The organism is Bacillus sp. GbtcB14, from assembly GCF_019091205.1.
Taxonomy (GTDB): domain Bacteria; phylum Bacillota; class Bacilli; order Bacillales; family Bacillaceae_G; genus Bacillus_A; species Bacillus_A cereus_AG.
The window spans coordinates 69,896-84,819 of record NZ_JAGXJT010000007.1 but is presented as its reverse complement, the minus strand read 5'-3'; the positions used below and the strand labels follow the sequence as shown (position 1 = coordinate 84,819).

The following is a 14,924-nucleotide window of genomic DNA, read 5'->3' as shown; positions in this document are numbered from 1 at the left end:
TTTCTTATCCTAGTACTACTAAACTTACAATTACCGCCACGACCATATAAGAAACTACTAATGCAAGGAATTTCTTTCGTAGATTTTTTACTTTTAAACGTAACTTTGTATTCTCTTTCGTAACACGCTCAACAAAATTTTCATTTATACGTACACGAGACTTGTACAAATCAACTTCTAACTGCAAATCACGATTTTCTTGGATTACATCCTTTAACTGTTGCTCCGAGTTATTCAAGTACACTACCGCCTTTCGTGGTTCACCTTTTGCTACTGTTCTTTTTTGTTTCATCATTTCACGTTTTAATCTTTCCATCTTCCGATCACTTTTTCGATTCTCGTACCCCTTTCCTTGTTGTCTACCACCCACAATTACACTCCCTTTCTCTTAGTTTTATTTTCTTAAATGTTCTAAAAATAGTTCATTGAAATTCTCGTTTTCTAGTTCTTCCAAGCGCTTCTGTACACGCTCTAACCGAACTGAACCTAGTCCCAATACTTCTTTTACTGCTCGTAAGGCTAATGTCCGTCCATCTTTATAAGATAAAAGGGAGACTTGCTGTACTTCTCCGCGATGAAAGCTTTGTCTCTCCCTTGTCTTCTTTCGTTCACGTTCACTCGCGCGGCGCTGTTGACGATTTAAATTTTCGTCCATCGTTTTCCCTCCATTTTTTAAAACAACTTTTGAATAACGACTCCGCGTATGGATCCTGAGGTACTGGATCTACTACTCCAGTCTTTTTATCCCTTCTTAACGAACTTACTACCCAAACCATGTTGTACGGTTCTCCAGCAATACTTCCTACAACTCTCGCTGGCTTTACACGTGGTAATGTTGTTGCATGACGCTTTGCAAATGACACCTTACGCGCTCCCTCTCCTCTTCCCACATGCTATTCCTCCCTTTGTTTAAGCCAGGACTCAACACTCATTTTCTCGCCCCATCGATACCCTACACTTCCCTCTGCTTCAATCGGAACTGGAAATCCTGGTACTGGAGGTTGCTCCATAACTTGTTTAATTTGTTTTTCAACTGCAACTACAATTTCCGGGTCATCATCTATCTCAAAAATAATCTCATCGTGAATTTGTGCGATCATATCAGCACTACCATGAGCAAGTACTCCTTCTTGTTTACCGATAGATTCGTAAATTTCATTTTGGACTTTCTTCATAATGTCAGCTGCACTACCTTGTACTGGTGTGTTCGCTGCTTGTCTTTCAGCTGAGCCACGGTCCCTTCTATTCGCGCTGTTTATGCCAGGTAGTAATCTCATATATCCATAGATTGTTTGTACATATCCTTGTTCCCGTGCTTCTAAAACAATCTTCCGTTGATATTCCGGTATACGTTTGTAAGCTGATTTAACTGCATTTACAATCTTCGCGCACTCATCTAATGTTTTACGAATCAGATATTTCGTTTTAAAAGTGAACTGAAGGGCATGCTCCGTACCTCCATATGTGATACCGAAATTCCCTGCCTTGGCGTCTGTACGTTCTTTCTTCACAATTTCTTCCTCAGGTTTTTCAGTCATAACAGATGCGGTTCTACGGTGCATATCACCACCTGTATTAAATAGCTCAATCATTACTTCGTCGCCTGATTTCCATGCCATTAAGCGAAGCTCGAAGCCTGCGAAGTCAATAAAGAATAATATTTTCCCTGGTTTTGCTACATAGAAATTTCGAATTCCAAACTCATCGTTATCGATACGCGGTACATTCTGTCCATTCGGATTAAAACTGTTTAAACGTCCTGTTTCCGTGAATGGACTATACCCCGCATGAATTCGTCCACTCATAAAGTTCAAATACTTCTCTCGACCTACGATGTGTGAAGAAAGTAGCGTCGTGTATTTTTGTATTTTCTTCAGCTGATCGATAACTTCCAGTGCTTGGTCTATATAAGGGTGCAACTCACGTTTCGCTATACGAATTGCTCCGCGCTCTAACTTATCTAACGTAGGATCCGTTTCCGGATTAATACTTTCCCAATTTTCAGGTAACGAAATGCTGAGGTACTTTTCCTCATCGATGTCATTCAGTTTGTTCTCGAGCATAAATGCCATATCGATAAGTGCCTCTTGATCAAGACTTGCACCTGTTTTTCCGTATTTAGCCACCGGTATTTTTAAATAGTCAAACATTAAACTTTTCACTTCATTCGTCTTACCTGACTTACCGGTATTTATGTCAACATTGAACGTTTCTTTTGCGATTTGCTTAATACGTTCAGCTGCCTGTTCCTGCATAATTTCAGCTTCTTGCTTCTTTTGCGTTGCAAGGTTTGGATCCCAATTCATTCCCCAGTACTCCATAAGACCGATAACACGTGTAAATGGCATTTCAATTTTATGCAACCATTCCTCGTATCGCGGAATCTGGGACGCAATTTTAGACCAGTATTCGTAGTGCTGCACAGCGTAATCCGCATCTTCAGCCGAATACAGTAAACCTTCACCTTTACTTGCGTCAATCTCATCAAAGAAATCAACCTTGTACTTCTTTAAAAGAGCTGTAAAGTCGTTCATTGTTACACCAAATATGTGTTTTGTAGCAGGTTTTAATCCCCATCCACTTGTAGGCTTTTTCGGATTATTGATCTTTTGAGGCGCCACAATTTGTAAACACCGCACCCACATAATCAATGGATCTGCTATTTTTCCTAAAATGTACTTACCGTACTTTGCCGCGTATTTCGTTTCAAAAGATAAGTTAACCGCGATTTTTAACACATTTTCATTTTTGAATAAGTACTCATCAAGTAAATCTAGTACAACTTTTCTAGCTTCATCCCTATCCATACTTGGTTCGAATACTTGGCCAACTTTATGTGAAATTGGAACAACTCGTGACTCATGTGCTGCTGCTGATAATGACACCGTACATATTTCACCTTTCCACGGATCCAGCGGTGTTTTTAAATACGCTTTTTCTAAACTCTCACTTCGGCTTTCCGCTTCTTTATCATCAATAATCCCTGTAGTACGTGCTTCTTCTATATCTTCAAACGCCTTTTTATAATGCACCCTAATTTCTTTACTTGCTGCAGTCTCCCAGTCGAATCCTACTTTACCTGTTTGCATACAACGCTCTAAGTATTCCTTTAAATCTGAGACTGTAAGAATAGCTTGATAGTCTTTCACTTGCTGCGGTTCTACTTTTGGCCAAACAATATCGAATTGTCCCGGCTTCTTCTTTTTCTCCATTTCTACTGCTAGTTTTGATTCTTTTACCGGTACCTGTTTTTTACTACTAGCTAACGTTTTCGGTCTTCCGAATAAACTTCCGAGTTTCATATTTTCACTTCCAGTCATATTTATAATGCTTGTCCATATAATTAGTAGTACTCATCTTGTATATGATCAAAGAGACCTTTCTTCATGCAATACGCAATGAATGCATTAAAGCGTGGCGTTTTTCGATAGCCGCCACTTGTTAAAAGGATCATCCTCATTTTCGCTAATTGATTTACGATTGCTTTCGCTTCTTCTTTATCGATGGAAAGCATGGCTTCCACATCACCAAGTCGCAAGTACTTCTGCTGAGCGAATAGCTTGATAAACTCATAGAATTTCGTTTCACCTGTTAACGTATCGATTTTTTTAAGGTCTGCTGTAAACTTCTGATATCTTTCTTCTGTCATTTCTTCCTCTTTTATTGCTAAACGAGCATAGTAATTTAAGCCGCAACCTGGAGCATTGTACAACGCTTTTAAGTACTCCCCAATAAATTCAACGTGTCCTGGCCAAACTTGAATTCTTTCCCCTGATTCATCAACTGAATGTGTAAGAGCTGCAAGCGCAACTGCTAATCGTACTACTTTATTTCGTTGATCTGAAGGAGAAACAAGCGGTATGTCATTTGCATTTCCATATACTTTTGCAAGGTCTGTCGCAACTTCCAGCACTTTGTCAATCGTACCGTCTGTAAACAGCACGTCCTCCGGCTTACGTGACCAAGCGTATAAGATATTATTTTTCAATGTATCTTTCTGAATAATTGACGGATACGTAGCAAGTGTTTGGTTGTACAATTCAGGATCCACGTCACTCGCTCTCATAAAGACTGCAAAGTCAAAGCGGCGTATATCCTCGTTATTAAAAATATCTTTTAAGCTTTCAGCACCTTGAGAGTAATCAGCAAGTCGTTTCCCTTTCGGTACGTTCCCTGACATGATGGCACGTACACGGCAAGGTGTTTCAGCTGTTACAGCTCGTTTTACTTCTAACTTCCCGTCAGAGCGAGCAAGTGTCATTTCCCCATAATCATCTTTCGTAATACCTGTATCCTCATCGATCCAAATCATTTCTTTATCAGCGAGTGGCCATGCACCCCAAACGATGTACCAAGCACCTTGCGCACCTGACTGTTCCATTTTGTACGTTAAACCTGTACGAGAAGTACTTTCCGCATTCACCCGTGTTCCAAGTCCTGCATATTTCATTACTTTTTCAATGAGCGCTGATTTACCAGTACCTGTATCACCAACTATTTTTAGTTCCACCCAACCACGTAACGGGTTTAAATCCCAAGGTACTTTAAAACGTAAAACACTATGAAGTGTTAGCAATACTGCAAGTAGTGTTTCATCACGTTCTACGATGTGCGTTACGTTGTACGTTAAATCGTTACAAATAGCTCCTAATTTCTGTTCAATCGATTCTGCTGTATAATCTGCCGGCTGAAATGTTGCTAAATCCTCTTTTACTTGTTCATTCAGCTCAAAGCTTTCAACCACATCCTGAAGCGGTGTCGCACTCTTAACAAGTAGTGTGGACTCCTGATTCTTTGGATGCGGGTATACATAACCTGTTAATTCGTAGTACTTGTTCTCACTTACGTTTAATCCATTTACGGCGTACACTTTTCGTAGTACATAATTTCCTTTATGCTGTTCTTGCTTTTCGTCGTCTTCTTCAGCCATCGGGATGACAAGTAACTCTTCCACGTTCATGTTTTCTAAAATATCTGTATTGTATTTCGGACAATTTGGAATGCCTGATATTTCTCGTAAAATACCTTTGATGTTATCGTCACCTACACCAGTCATTTGAATGACTTCTCGATCACTTACGCCCAGGTCTTTGTATCCTGTATGCGTATGGATGTCATATAGAGGACAATGTACTTTTTTACAACTTTCTCTGCCCCAGCAATGGTACTCAATGTTTTTCGGAATGATGTAAGGCGTATGTTTTTTACCTGCAACCATGACACGAGTTTTTACAAGCTTTCCAGTGAGATCTGCATTACCTGTCTCTGCTAAATGGAGTAGCTTCGCATTTTCCTCTTCCTCAGCATTTCTCTTAATGCAGTGACACATATCGCCGGCACATGCTACACGTTCATAATCTTTGCTACCTGGTTTCTTTTCACCGTGTAATGAGCGGATAAACGCACAACCAAATTTGTATGTATTATCACCGCTGTATACCGCATCAACCACACTTCGCGTATTTGCCACGCGTTGTTGTTTGCCGTACTCGTTGCTTTCAGATGTAAATTTAAGTACCCATTCTTCCAGCTCTTTCATTGTTTCTTCTCGTGTGTATCCCGCATCTTTGAAATAACATGCAAGCTGTACTGTTGCTTGGTTTCGGTCACCGTCTTTTTTCCATCCACCATTTAAAATATCGACTACACATGCTGGTGGTTTGTCTTTCTTGAATTGGAATTCCTCTTTCGAATATTTACGAGCGCTTGTTGCTGCAGCTTGCTCATATTCTTCTGTCTTATTTATTAATAAATACCCCGTACGAGGTCTGTATTTCATTGCCTTTTTACGTTCGTCTGGCGTATAAGGTAAATCGTCAGGATGTCTTGGTGATTTTGCTAAATCTTTTATTTCTTCCAGCGTTAATTTGTTTAATTCATTTACACTAATTTCTGTTTTAAAAAGATTCGTTTTTTGATGCATACTGTTCGGCAAACGAATCATCCGCTTTTCGGTATACACCACAAGGTCGAGTGATGTGAGTCCTAGTCGATGGACTAAGTACCCAGCCATATGTTTGAAGATTTTATGAAGGTCGTTTCTCGGTGCAATACCGAGCGCATCGGAGCTTATTAAGATGTGGAATCCTTTTGATCCAGAAAAGTAAATCCACATATCCGATTCACGAATGTCCATTTCCTTTGTAAAAAACTCCACCAGTTTTACCGCATCTTTTTGGCTGACTGATGGATCTTCCGCATGGTCAAGGTCAAAATATAGGGGAGCAATAAATGCCTCCCCCTTTACTTTTGTGTCGTTCGCAAATCGTTGAACTGTAGCAAAGCAATTGAAATTGAATGCCTCTCCCGTTTGGAATTGCTTCACTTCAGAAGATGGAATTCGTTTCCACGGAATGCTTCTACCGTTCTGATTGCTGTACCATGCGTCTACATATTGATACTCACTTGTTTTATCTTTCTTCTTTGCCATTTGTAGACGCCCTCCTTATTTATTCTGAAGCTTTCTCTGCTTGTTCTGTTTCTTCTACATTAATTCCGTAATCTTCCGGTTTAAACACACCTACTGGTTGGAAGTCGATACCAATCCATTGATTACTAGCGTTTGTACGGCTCTTTCTCTCAGCTGTTACAAGACGAGTAACAATTCTGTTCACCCCAAGTTTTGATGGGATTTCTAAAGCTTTATATTTCCCTGTATACACATTCATTGCAAAGCGGCCGAACATGATTGTATCTGTTGGACTGAAGCTCATTAAGTAGATACGAGGGAAATCGTCCGGGCTTAATGTCGATACAGGTACTACTGATGCCATATATCGAAGCTGAATAGCATCTAGCTCGTATCGTTCTTGTGCTTGCGGGTTTTCAGCTAACCACTGATTTAATACAACTTCCGCTTCTTCTTTTGTTCTTTCAGCCACAATTAGTTGTCCAGCTTCTGGTGATTCTTCTAATCCCCATACAGACCAACGCTGTTCACCATACCCGATTACTACATCGATATTGTCACCATACGATACGTTTTCGTCGTCCTTCTCAACAAAATTACCTTTCTTAGTAACCGTTAACCACTCACCCATACGAACGAAATCCATGTCAAGACCGTTATTCGCTTCAACAAATCCTTGCTTTGTTTCTTCTAAAATAGCTGAAATATAATTGCTTCCACTATTTGTTTTTGCCACCGCGTTATTTTGTACCACTACTTCATTTTGATTTGTATCTTGTGTCATTATTTTTTCCTCCTGCGCCCTTGTAGGCCATGTTTTTTCCAAGCTTTTCGTTTTGCTTGGCTTTTCTTTTTTCGATAGGTTACTTTTCTGTTATACGAACTCTTGTAATCTTTCGAATCATATTCGGGAATTTCGACCAACATCGGTATTCCTCGTTGAAGATATAAACTTTTACCGGATCCTCTTGCAAATATCCTTATTACTTTTCTCACTATTTTTTGCCCTACGTCTTTCAAACCCACTTACTTCACCTCTTTCGCTGAAGCAATTAGTTCCGTGATTTCATAAAGTGCACCTACAAATTTGAACTTTTCCATCGTTATCACCCCTTTCACCAAGGCATATCATTTAAGAAACTAGCTACTGTATCGCGCTCTGTTTTCGGCTTTCTCGGTACAGTTAATCCGATGCGACTGTATACTTTCCTGCGGCTGTGATATTGGTCCTTAAACACTCCAACGTTGTAGTCAACGTAATCGAACCAGTGCGCTTCTTTATTTGGATTGTTCCGATCAGGACGCATAATACGTCCAATTTCTTGCTCTACCGATGAACCACTATTACTCTCACGAGAGTCACCGCGTTTCGGCATTACCATGTGACCAACTGCTAAATGCTGCATGTCCAGCCCTTCACGCGCTAACTGAGTAGCAAATAAAATGTCTACTTCTTTTTGGTCGCAAGCTTCTAAAATGTCTTTACGTTGTTGTTTAGTAACCTGCCATTCACGAATTTCTTTTTCTGAATACTGGGCAACTTTTACTTGCCAACCATATTTACCTTGCTTTTTATCTACTGCATGACCACTATCGATAAGCTGCTGTGCATGGTTTTCATTTTTCGCTTTTCTCCAGGTGTAACGACTGATTCCGCCGTGCACTACAGCTGTTCTTACATCGATACCGAACTTCTTTTTAGCCATTTGTTTTACAAGTTCCTCGAGTACAAAACAGTAACGAACGGATTCTGTAATAACGATAGATGGTCCTAAACTAGCAGAATCAACGATGTTCTCAGCAACTAACTTCGCTCGTTTCTTATCTGAAATAAGGTGACGGATTAAATCTGTATAATCGAGATCTTCTCCACCCGCATCCACACTATCAATCTCGTTACGGTTACTTGCCGTTTCGTAATTAAACTCTGTATATACGAATTTCACTGTCGGTTTTATTAATCTTCCAGCCTCGTACATTCCATCTCTGCTAATCTCGTACACTTTTGGACCTACACCGTTGTACATATATATTTCCAATCCATCTTTTCGAGAAGGTGTTGCCGTGAGACCAATCATATTTTCAGCTGTTAATTTTCCAGCTGTTTCAATGAATTGTATCGCGGGAAAATGATGGGCTTCATCTACTACTACCGTCCCGATAAAATCGTTTAGAGCATCGATTAAATGCGGGTTTCTCTGTAAGGTTTGCACTGTAGCAACGATTAGTTTACCGTCTCCCCAATCATGTACACCGTCACCGGAAAAGCCGATACGACCGATACCAGGTATTGTAGCCTTAGCTCGATTTGCAGATTGATACATCAAGTCCTTTGTGTGTGTAAGCCATAATGCGGCTTTCCCTTTTTCATAAATATAGCGCATACCCATAACTGTTTTACCTGACCCTGCCGGCGCTACACCTATTCCGTTTTCTTTCATAAGCGCTTGTACCATTGGTGTCTGGTCTTCTTTTAAAACAAAGTCAGTATTCCATTCTCCAAAACTCACGTCACGTCCGCATGAAACCTGTGACGTAATCACTTTACTTGGGTCGTACCCTAAGTTTTTCAACACTTCTTCCAGCTTTGACAAGAAACCGCGAGGCGTAACAATATCACCTCTGTCATATACAAATAACTCAAGCTTTGCCTGTACACCCCATGTAGGTCTACGCTGTTTTTTCGCCTTCGCATACGCTGGATTATCAAATGTCAGTTCCTTAGTAATCGCTGCCTTAAGAGGTGTACTAGCGCCTCTTATTTGGATGTTGTGTTTTACAAAGATTTGTAGCAAGTAAGCACCCCCGATAAATCATAAGAAGGTTCGAGGTATGTAAGTCTTGGAAGTGGCACACAGGGAACCGTCTGATTTTGAAACTCTTCAAGTTTTATATGGTTCACATTTCGTTTTTTCATATGAATAAGAGTTGTAAGGAGTCTAAAAGCATATGCTTCATCAAGTCCTTTACTCTCATTTAGAAAACTGATAAACACTAAGCCTAAATTTCTAGCAATAACTTGATCAAAGTCTCGTAATCCGAGAATCTGATTCGGTCTCATATAATCTAGTGAAAATCTACTACTCTCTGTACGCTTCATCTCAGCTAATATATTTACTTCCGGTGTTAGTACAATCTCGTCACCTGGACGAGTTGCACCTGCACCATCTGCTATTCTCATGCGCCATACACTTGGGATTTCTCTCCAGCTTCTTCTAATTTCTGCTTGAAAATCATCCCCGCGTTGCTGCCGTTCACGCTGCTTATTTCTCATTGCAGTTTGTTTTGGATCCATAACAACCTCCTACGCCAAAAATTTAAGTAGATTTGCTTGTACATAGGCTTTTGCTTTCACAAGATCCGCCGATTCTTTTGCTGTCCCCCAAGCATCTCTTTTTTGGAAAATTTTAATATCAATCGATGCTAATTCCTGCTCTACTGCCATAAGTTGCTGACGTTCTACCTTACTGTAATGTTGTCGATACGCATCACGTAATGTGTCATTTGTAAGTGCTACCTTTTGACCATTTACATAAGCGAATTGATTGCGTCCCTCACCTTGAATTTGCATAAACGCTTCCGCTTCTTTTAGCTCTACAGCTGTTTTAAGCTTCACTTTTTGTTTAGTTAGTTCTGCTTTTTTTCCGTACGCTTCTTCCTGCGCCTTTCCTTTTTCCAGAACATCCTGTATGGCAGCATCAATTTGTTGTAAAGATGCTTGTAATTCAAGTGGATCTAATACGCGTACATAGTCAGTTGGTACCTTCTTACCTAAAATTTCTGTTGCCGCTGCAAGTAGCTTTTCTTTCCCATGCTCCTCTTGTAAACTACGAATTTCATTATTTAATTCAGTCATTTTCTAGTCCCACCTCACATTGAATTTTTGGTAGTTCTACTACTAACTTTTTAAGCGTCACGTGCTCTTTAACAATTGACTCAATTGTTATGTTCATCGTTTCTACTCGATCATGTTCCTCTTTGTTGTAACCAGCTACGCTTATCATCAGCGGTGAAAACTCTACTACTACAGCATTCCAATTATGTTTATTATTACTATAGTTAGGGCGTCCAAACGGGTTACCACTTGTGACCTGTACCGCCGTACCTTCTCCTAGTTCGTTCTCATCAAACTGCGGTTTGTTTACAATCATGCTCGTAATCCCTCCTTCGCTTCTGCGATTTTCGTAAGAGCTATTTCGACCACGTCAGAATTAATACTCTCTGTTTTAGCGATACTCTCAACAATCGTATTAATATCAACCAGCACATCTTCTCCTGTTTCTGTTTGAATTAGGGAAGCAAATTCTTCCATTGCATACGCTCGTTTCTTTTCAGCTTCAATCCGACTACGGTCAAGTACTTCATCACCAGGCTTTGCACTTTGAAGTGGTATACGTTCTAAATCAAAAACACCTGGTGACTTCACATCGATAAGAAGTACTTGTATCGGTCTATTAATCTCAGCTTCTGAAGCTGATAAACGTGTGATACTACCGATATTCGCAAACACTTTACCATCCGACCGGTTATAAATACCGAATCCTGTATGGTCATGGCCGCACAAAACCAAATCCGCCTCCGTTTTTACATCCTGTACTTTTGTGTACCGGTCAAAAGGTGGATCATGATCAAGTAACATCCCGTGTGATACGTGTATTTTGGTTGAATCATAATCTTCAATAATTTCTGGTGAATAACCGTATCCAGCTTTATCGATTTGATCACTGTACGGTGTAAATGTTAACTGTACGTGGTTCCCATCCTGATGAAACATTTGAGCTCGTCCAGGATCATTAATGACTGTAAGTTGCGGAACAATTAACTCCAATACTCTAAGGCTTGCCCGTTCATATGTTGCAAGATTGTACCCGTAAATATCGTGATTACCAGCTGTTGTATAAATTGGAACTGGACTCTCTTTCAGTACCCTTGCGAACTCTAGTAACACACTTGTCGTAACCTCAGGCCTATCAAACGTATCCCCAGGTTGAATAAGTGCTGTCACACCTTTGTATTTAGCTAAAGCAAAAATCTCACGTAATTTTGCAATTAATGCCTCTTTGTAGTTATCCTTACGGTTACGAGGATTCGTACCTCGTATATGTGGATCACCGAAATATAGAAACCTCATACTCTCACCTCTGCTTTTTCGTGTTCTTCGTAACGTTGTATCTAAGGTAATACCTCCATCAACAATATGGCGCATTAGTGAAGGGTGCTGGATTATTTTTTTCTGATAACTTCCTTTGTAACTTCACCTGTTTTGAGATCTATTGATACATCGTCTTCTTCTTTGATACCTAAAGCATTTTGAATTTCTATACAAGCCGCATCATGTCGGTCAAAAATTGGTTTTAATAGCTCCTCAGTTTGTTTTATATACTTTTCACGAATAGGAGCAATTTCAGCTTTATATTCAGCTTGTAGTTGTTTTTTAATAGCTTTCTCTGCCTCATCTGTGACTTGCAATTCCTTTAACTGATCTTCTGTTGCTTTCCCTATAACTTCCTCAGTAATTTTTAAACCTGCAGCATTCGCTAACGCACCTTTTAACGCATTTTTAATTTCGCATTTCATACACATATCCAAATCTCCCTTTCTATAAAGCAGTTACTATGCTTTTTCCTTGTTTTTGAGTCACACCAATTGCTACGTCAGCTATCTCAGCTAAATGAGTACTGTGCGTAACTAAAATGATTTGACGTTTAAATTTCGTGCTGTATTCCTTCAAAAAGTACGCCACATTCGGAGCATATTCTTGACTCACGTGCTTCCCAACTTCATCTAAGAATAATGGCCCTCTTACACCACTAATCTCTCCTACAGCCAATCTGAGCGCTAAACTAACTACATCAGCTACACCACCGCCCCGGTCATAATCAGGTGGCTTTAGTTGTGTTCGTACATCTTCAGACTGTAACCAATACTCCGCTACCGGTTGATTACTTTTTACTGCAATTTCAATTTCGAATCTGTAGTCTTTATCGAATACAACTGTAAGAGCTGACGTAACAATTTCTTCAATACGACGTTTTGCTTGCTGCCTTGCATAATCACTTGTCTTTTGAAGAAGAATTTGTACTAAATCAAACTCTCCAAGTTGTACTTCAGCTTTTGCTTTTCTTGTCTCTGCACCTTTTTGCTGACTTACTAACAGATCACGTTGACCGATTTTCATTTTCAATTTATCGCTTGCCTGACGGATATCCGCTCGTGCTTTTAGAAGCTCGTACATAAAAGTAGCCTCCTTAAACCTGCGGGATGAGTCGTTCTACATGCTCCAGGTTTTCTTTAACTGATGTATCAAGCTTATTGATTTCTTCCTGGATTGTTTCAGGCGTTACCCCATACTGCGCCATTTGTTCAGCGATTTCCGTTAATTGCTTTTCAGCTGAAGACTTTTCCGCCTCTGCTTGGATTTTTGCTGTTTCTGCTTTCTTTAAATTTGCTTTAGCAATTTCAATACGTTGTTTTAATTCCATTACTCATTTCCCCCTCCAAGTTGTTTTGATAGTAAATTTTGTAGTTCTGATTCAAGAAACTTCTTTTGATCTCTTAAACAAGCCAACACAGTTGGTCGGATAGCAAAATCAATACTCTTTTCTCCTATACTTTCTGATTCACTTACTTGTAAATTCTCATTAAATTTTTTATGAAATAGTGAGACTTTTAAAATATTAGATGTATCTTCAAAAGCTTCAATAATTTCATTGACTTCCATTAACGAATTATTCAGCCTCTCAGCTGTTTGTAAAAAGTCACTTACTTTATCTGTATCAATCACCACGAATCACCCCTCAATGAGAATGTTCAAAAGACATCGGCGATTCGCATAGCGGACAAACTCCACCAGCCTCGTTCCATGTCTCTTCCAATTCCTTTTTGTAATTTTCAATGTGCTTTTCATATAGTTCCAATGTGCTTGTACTTTGACGAACTCTTTGATGCCAGATCATATATTTTCGTAGTAGCTCTTTTAATTCAGCTAAACGAGATACGTTGTTCTTAGCTTCTGTTACCTTTATTTCTGCTTCCTCTGGAACATGTAAACGATCCAGACGACTCACATACTTCGTATATTGCGTATGCGTAATTTCATATTTTTGAAGCAACAGACTCATTTGATTTAGACGTGTAATACTTGTTTCATATTCTTGTAGTTGATCCGACGTAGCAGCAGGTACAGACAATTGTTCTACATCACTACTTACTTTTTCATAACGCTGCTTAACCACGCTATGTTGTACAAAGAGCTTCTTTAACTCATCCGTTTTCTTCACTTCCTCCTCAACCACAGCAACATCCATGGTCTCTATTACAGTTAGTCTATCTAGCTGTAAACGAACATCTTGTAATGCTTGACTATACTTTTCATAGTTTTGTGATAAGATAGAAAGCAAAGAATATCTTTCTTGAAATTTAGTAGAATCTTGTAACAAGTTACTTACTTCTACTAATCCATCAAATTGTTTTAATGTTTCAGTCAATGTCTTCTTGGCGGTGGACAGTGACTCGTAGCTTTTTTGTAAGTCCAGTAGTGTTTGGAGACGCTGCTGGTCTTTTTCTGTTTGCTCAAGTATTAGTATTAGAACTGGTACTTCCTCAAGCCGTTTTTCAATTTCCCAAGCTGCTATGTACTTTTGTTTACGACTTGTGTACATGTGAGATATTTCTTTTAATACCTCTTTCTTTTTATGCAATTCCTCTACGTGCTCCATTAGGCTTTCAGCTGTTTTTAACTGCTGTACTTTATCATCCACATCCAAGTACTCGAGTAAGCTACCTGCTAATCTCTCAATTTCTTTTTCAGCTAGTAACCTCTCTTGCCTTACTGCGTATGTATCTTTTGAAACACTTTTTACAGCGAGATCTACAGCTTCTGTTCCTGCTAACTTACCTAATACTTTCGCACCCGATGATGGTGTTTCACTTATTAAGAACGGAGCCTCCAGCTGAAATGCAAAGTTTAAAGCTGTAACGAAATCTCCGAATGTTTGTTTTGTGATTCCGAGTAACTGTTTTACTTCCTCTGGTACTTCTGACTTTTCAAATACACTACCTTCATCACCTGGATCCGATTGGATTCTGTATGATGTTTTTCCTTTTCTACGGTGCTTTGAAATAATAATTCCATTATCTAAATGGATTGCTACCGTAACATGTCCGACAGATTCGTTCACGAAAGCCTCGCCTTGAGGTTCATTAAATGCTACCCAGCGAACAGCTCGTATGATAGAGGTTTTACCACTATCTGATGGTCCTGTAATTACATTCAATCCAGTTCCTAAATTGAAATGACTATTTGTATGTGACTGGAAGCCTTCTACGAAAATTTCATTAATGGCCAACACGTCCACTCCTTTCTGTTAGCTTTAACATGGTGCTTATCGCTTGTTCTTCTGATCCATTCTTGAAGTGTTTTTTACTTTCGCAACAGACAGCTTTGACGTCTTTTGCTTTTACTAAACGAGTCGCATAAGACACGTATCGTTGCATGTGTATCACCTCCTTTCAA

At 39.5% G+C, this 14,924-nt stretch carries 18 protein-coding genes; all 18 read right to left on the bottom strand.

Annotation, left to right across the window (positions count from 1 at the left end; all coding sequences use genetic code 11):
• Positions 1–4 precede the first annotated feature (4 nt).
• The gene (locus KVT31_RS20700; RefSeq protein WP_217613574.1) at positions 5–370 is read right to left on the bottom strand and encodes a hypothetical protein; all 366 of its coding nucleotides are present in this window, start codon (positions 368–370) and stop codon (positions 5–7) included.
• Between the two features lie 24 nt (positions 371–394).
• Positions 395–655, bottom strand: coding sequence for a hypothetical protein (locus KVT31_RS20695; protein WP_217613573.1), 261 nt, complete (start codon positions 653–655; stop codon positions 395–397).
• Positions 615–890 carry a hypothetical protein gene (locus KVT31_RS20690; RefSeq protein WP_217613572.1) on the bottom strand — a complete coding sequence of 92 codons (276 nt, stop codon included), beginning with the start codon at positions 888–890 and terminating at the stop codon, positions 615–617. The genes KVT31_RS20695 and KVT31_RS20690 overlap by 41 nt, the downstream gene beginning before the upstream one ends.
• Positions 891–893: 3 nt before the next feature.
• Complete coding sequence (locus tag KVT31_RS20685) at positions 894–3,320, bottom strand: bifunctional 3'-5' exonuclease/DNA polymerase (RefSeq protein WP_217613571.1); 2,427 nt, start codon at positions 3,318–3,320, stop codon at positions 894–896.
• A 23-nt stretch (positions 3,321–3,343) separates the two neighbouring features.
• Positions 3,344–6,430, bottom strand: a complete 3,087-nt coding sequence (locus tag KVT31_RS20680) for a DNA primase small subunit domain-containing protein (RefSeq protein ID WP_217613570.1) — start codon at positions 6,428–6,430, stop codon at positions 3,344–3,346.
• 19 nt (positions 6,431–6,449) lie between these two features.
• Positions 6,450–7,193 (bottom strand): hypothetical protein, encoded by a 744-nt coding sequence (locus tag KVT31_RS20675; protein WP_217613569.1) that lies wholly within the window; start codon positions 7,191–7,193, stop codon positions 6,450–6,452.
• Positions 7,193–7,435 (bottom strand): hypothetical protein, encoded by a 243-nt coding sequence (locus KVT31_RS20670; protein WP_217613568.1) that lies wholly within the window; start codon positions 7,433–7,435, stop codon positions 7,193–7,195. The genes KVT31_RS20675 and KVT31_RS20670 overlap by 1 nt, the downstream gene beginning before the upstream one ends.
• Before the next feature lie 89 nt (positions 7,436–7,524).
• Entirely contained in the window at positions 7,525–9,204 is a 1,680-nt protein-coding gene (locus tag KVT31_RS20665; protein ID WP_217613567.1) for a DEAD/DEAH box helicase, read from the bottom strand.
• A complete protein-coding gene (locus tag KVT31_RS20660) occupies positions 9,186–9,704 on the bottom strand; it encodes a hypothetical protein (RefSeq protein ID WP_217613566.1) in 519 nt (172 codons plus the stop codon). Before KVT31_RS20660 ends, KVT31_RS20665 begins: the two co-directional genes overlap by 19 nt.
• Before the next feature lie 9 nt (positions 9,705–9,713).
• A complete protein-coding gene (locus tag KVT31_RS20655; protein ID WP_217613565.1) occupies positions 9,714–10,265 on the bottom strand; it encodes a hypothetical protein in 552 nt (183 codons plus the stop codon).
• Positions 10,258–10,560, bottom strand: coding sequence for a hypothetical protein (locus tag KVT31_RS20650; protein WP_217613564.1), 303 nt, complete (start codon positions 10,558–10,560; stop codon positions 10,258–10,260). The genes KVT31_RS20655 and KVT31_RS20650 overlap by 8 nt, the downstream gene beginning before the upstream one ends.
• Positions 10,557–11,615: a metallophosphoesterase family protein gene (locus tag KVT31_RS20645; protein ID WP_217613563.1), complete on the bottom strand. Its 1,059-nt coding sequence runs from the start codon at positions 11,613–11,615 to the stop codon at positions 10,557–10,559. Before KVT31_RS20645 ends, KVT31_RS20650 begins: the two co-directional genes overlap by 4 nt.
• Before the next feature lie 17 nt (positions 11,616–11,632).
• Positions 11,633–11,992, bottom strand: a complete 360-nt coding sequence (locus tag KVT31_RS20640) for a hypothetical protein (protein ID WP_217613562.1) — start codon at positions 11,990–11,992, stop codon at positions 11,633–11,635.
• A gap of 16 nt (positions 11,993–12,008) precedes the next feature.
• Positions 12,009–12,644: a P-loop NTPase family protein gene (locus KVT31_RS20635; protein ID WP_217613561.1), complete on the bottom strand. Its 636-nt coding sequence runs from the start codon at positions 12,642–12,644 to the stop codon at positions 12,009–12,011.
• Positions 12,645–12,657: 13 nt separating this feature from the next.
• Positions 12,658–12,891, bottom strand: a complete 234-nt coding sequence (locus tag KVT31_RS20630) for a hypothetical protein (protein WP_000421150.1) — start codon at positions 12,889–12,891, stop codon at positions 12,658–12,660.
• A complete protein-coding gene (locus KVT31_RS20625; RefSeq protein WP_217613560.1) occupies positions 12,891–13,193 on the bottom strand; it encodes a hypothetical protein in 303 nt (100 codons plus the stop codon). The genes KVT31_RS20630 and KVT31_RS20625 overlap by 1 nt, the downstream gene beginning before the upstream one ends.
• Positions 13,194–13,206: 13 nt before the next feature.
• On the bottom strand, positions 13,207–14,760 hold the full coding sequence (locus tag KVT31_RS20620) for an AAA family ATPase (protein WP_217613559.1): 1,554 nt from the start codon (positions 14,758–14,760) through the stop codon (positions 13,207–13,209).
• Complete coding sequence (locus KVT31_RS20615) at positions 14,747–14,905, bottom strand: hypothetical protein (protein ID WP_217563246.1); 159 nt, start codon at positions 14,903–14,905, stop codon at positions 14,747–14,749. The genes KVT31_RS20620 and KVT31_RS20615 overlap by 14 nt, the downstream gene beginning before the upstream one ends.
• Positions 14,906–14,924: the final 19 nt, after the last annotated feature.

What these genes read in the sequence shown, in the direction of transcription:
- KVT31_RS20650 (WP_217613564.1), bottom strand. Translation starts at nt 10,560, where the DNA reads ATGATTGTAAACAAACCGCAGTTTGATGAGAACGAACTAGGAGAAGGT.
- KVT31_RS20680 (WP_217613570.1), bottom strand. Translation starts at nt 6,430, where the DNA reads ATGGCAAAGAAGAAAGATAAAACAAGTGAGTATCAATATGTAGACGCA.
- KVT31_RS20675 (WP_217613569.1), bottom strand. Translation starts at nt 7,193, where the DNA reads ATGACACAAGATACAAATCAAAATGAAGTAGTGGTACAAAATAACGCG.
- KVT31_RS20685 (WP_217613571.1), bottom strand. Translation starts at nt 3,320, where the DNA reads ATGACTGGAAGTGAAAATATGAAACTCGGAAGTTTATTCGGAAGACCG.
- KVT31_RS20630 (WP_000421150.1), bottom strand. Translation starts at nt 12,891, where the DNA reads ATGGAATTAAAACAACGTATTGAAATTGCTAAAGCAAATTTAAAGAAA.
- KVT31_RS20695 (WP_217613573.1), bottom strand. Translation starts at nt 655, where the DNA reads ATGGACGAAAATTTAAATCGTCAACAGCGCCGCGCGAGTGAACGTGAA.
- KVT31_RS20655 (WP_217613565.1), bottom strand. Translation starts at nt 10,265, where the DNA reads ATGACTGAATTAAATAATGAAATTCGTAGTTTACAAGAGGAGCATGGG.
- KVT31_RS20660 (WP_217613566.1), bottom strand. Translation starts at nt 9,704, where the DNA reads ATGGATCCAAAACAAACTGCAATGAGAAATAAGCAGCGTGAACGGCAG.
- KVT31_RS20640 (WP_217613562.1), bottom strand. Translation starts at nt 11,992, where the DNA reads ATGTGTATGAAATGCGAAATTAAAAATGCGTTAAAAGGTGCGTTAGCG.
- KVT31_RS20615 (WP_217563246.1), bottom strand. Translation starts at nt 14,905, where the DNA reads ATGCAACGATACGTGTCTTATGCGACTCGTTTAGTAAAAGCAAAAGAC.
- KVT31_RS20645 (WP_217613563.1), bottom strand. Translation starts at nt 11,615, where the DNA reads ATGCGCCATATTGTTGATGGAGGTATTACCTTAGATACAACGTTACGA.
- KVT31_RS20635 (WP_217613561.1), bottom strand. Translation starts at nt 12,644, where the DNA reads ATGTACGAGCTTCTAAAAGCACGAGCGGATATCCGTCAGGCAAGCGAT.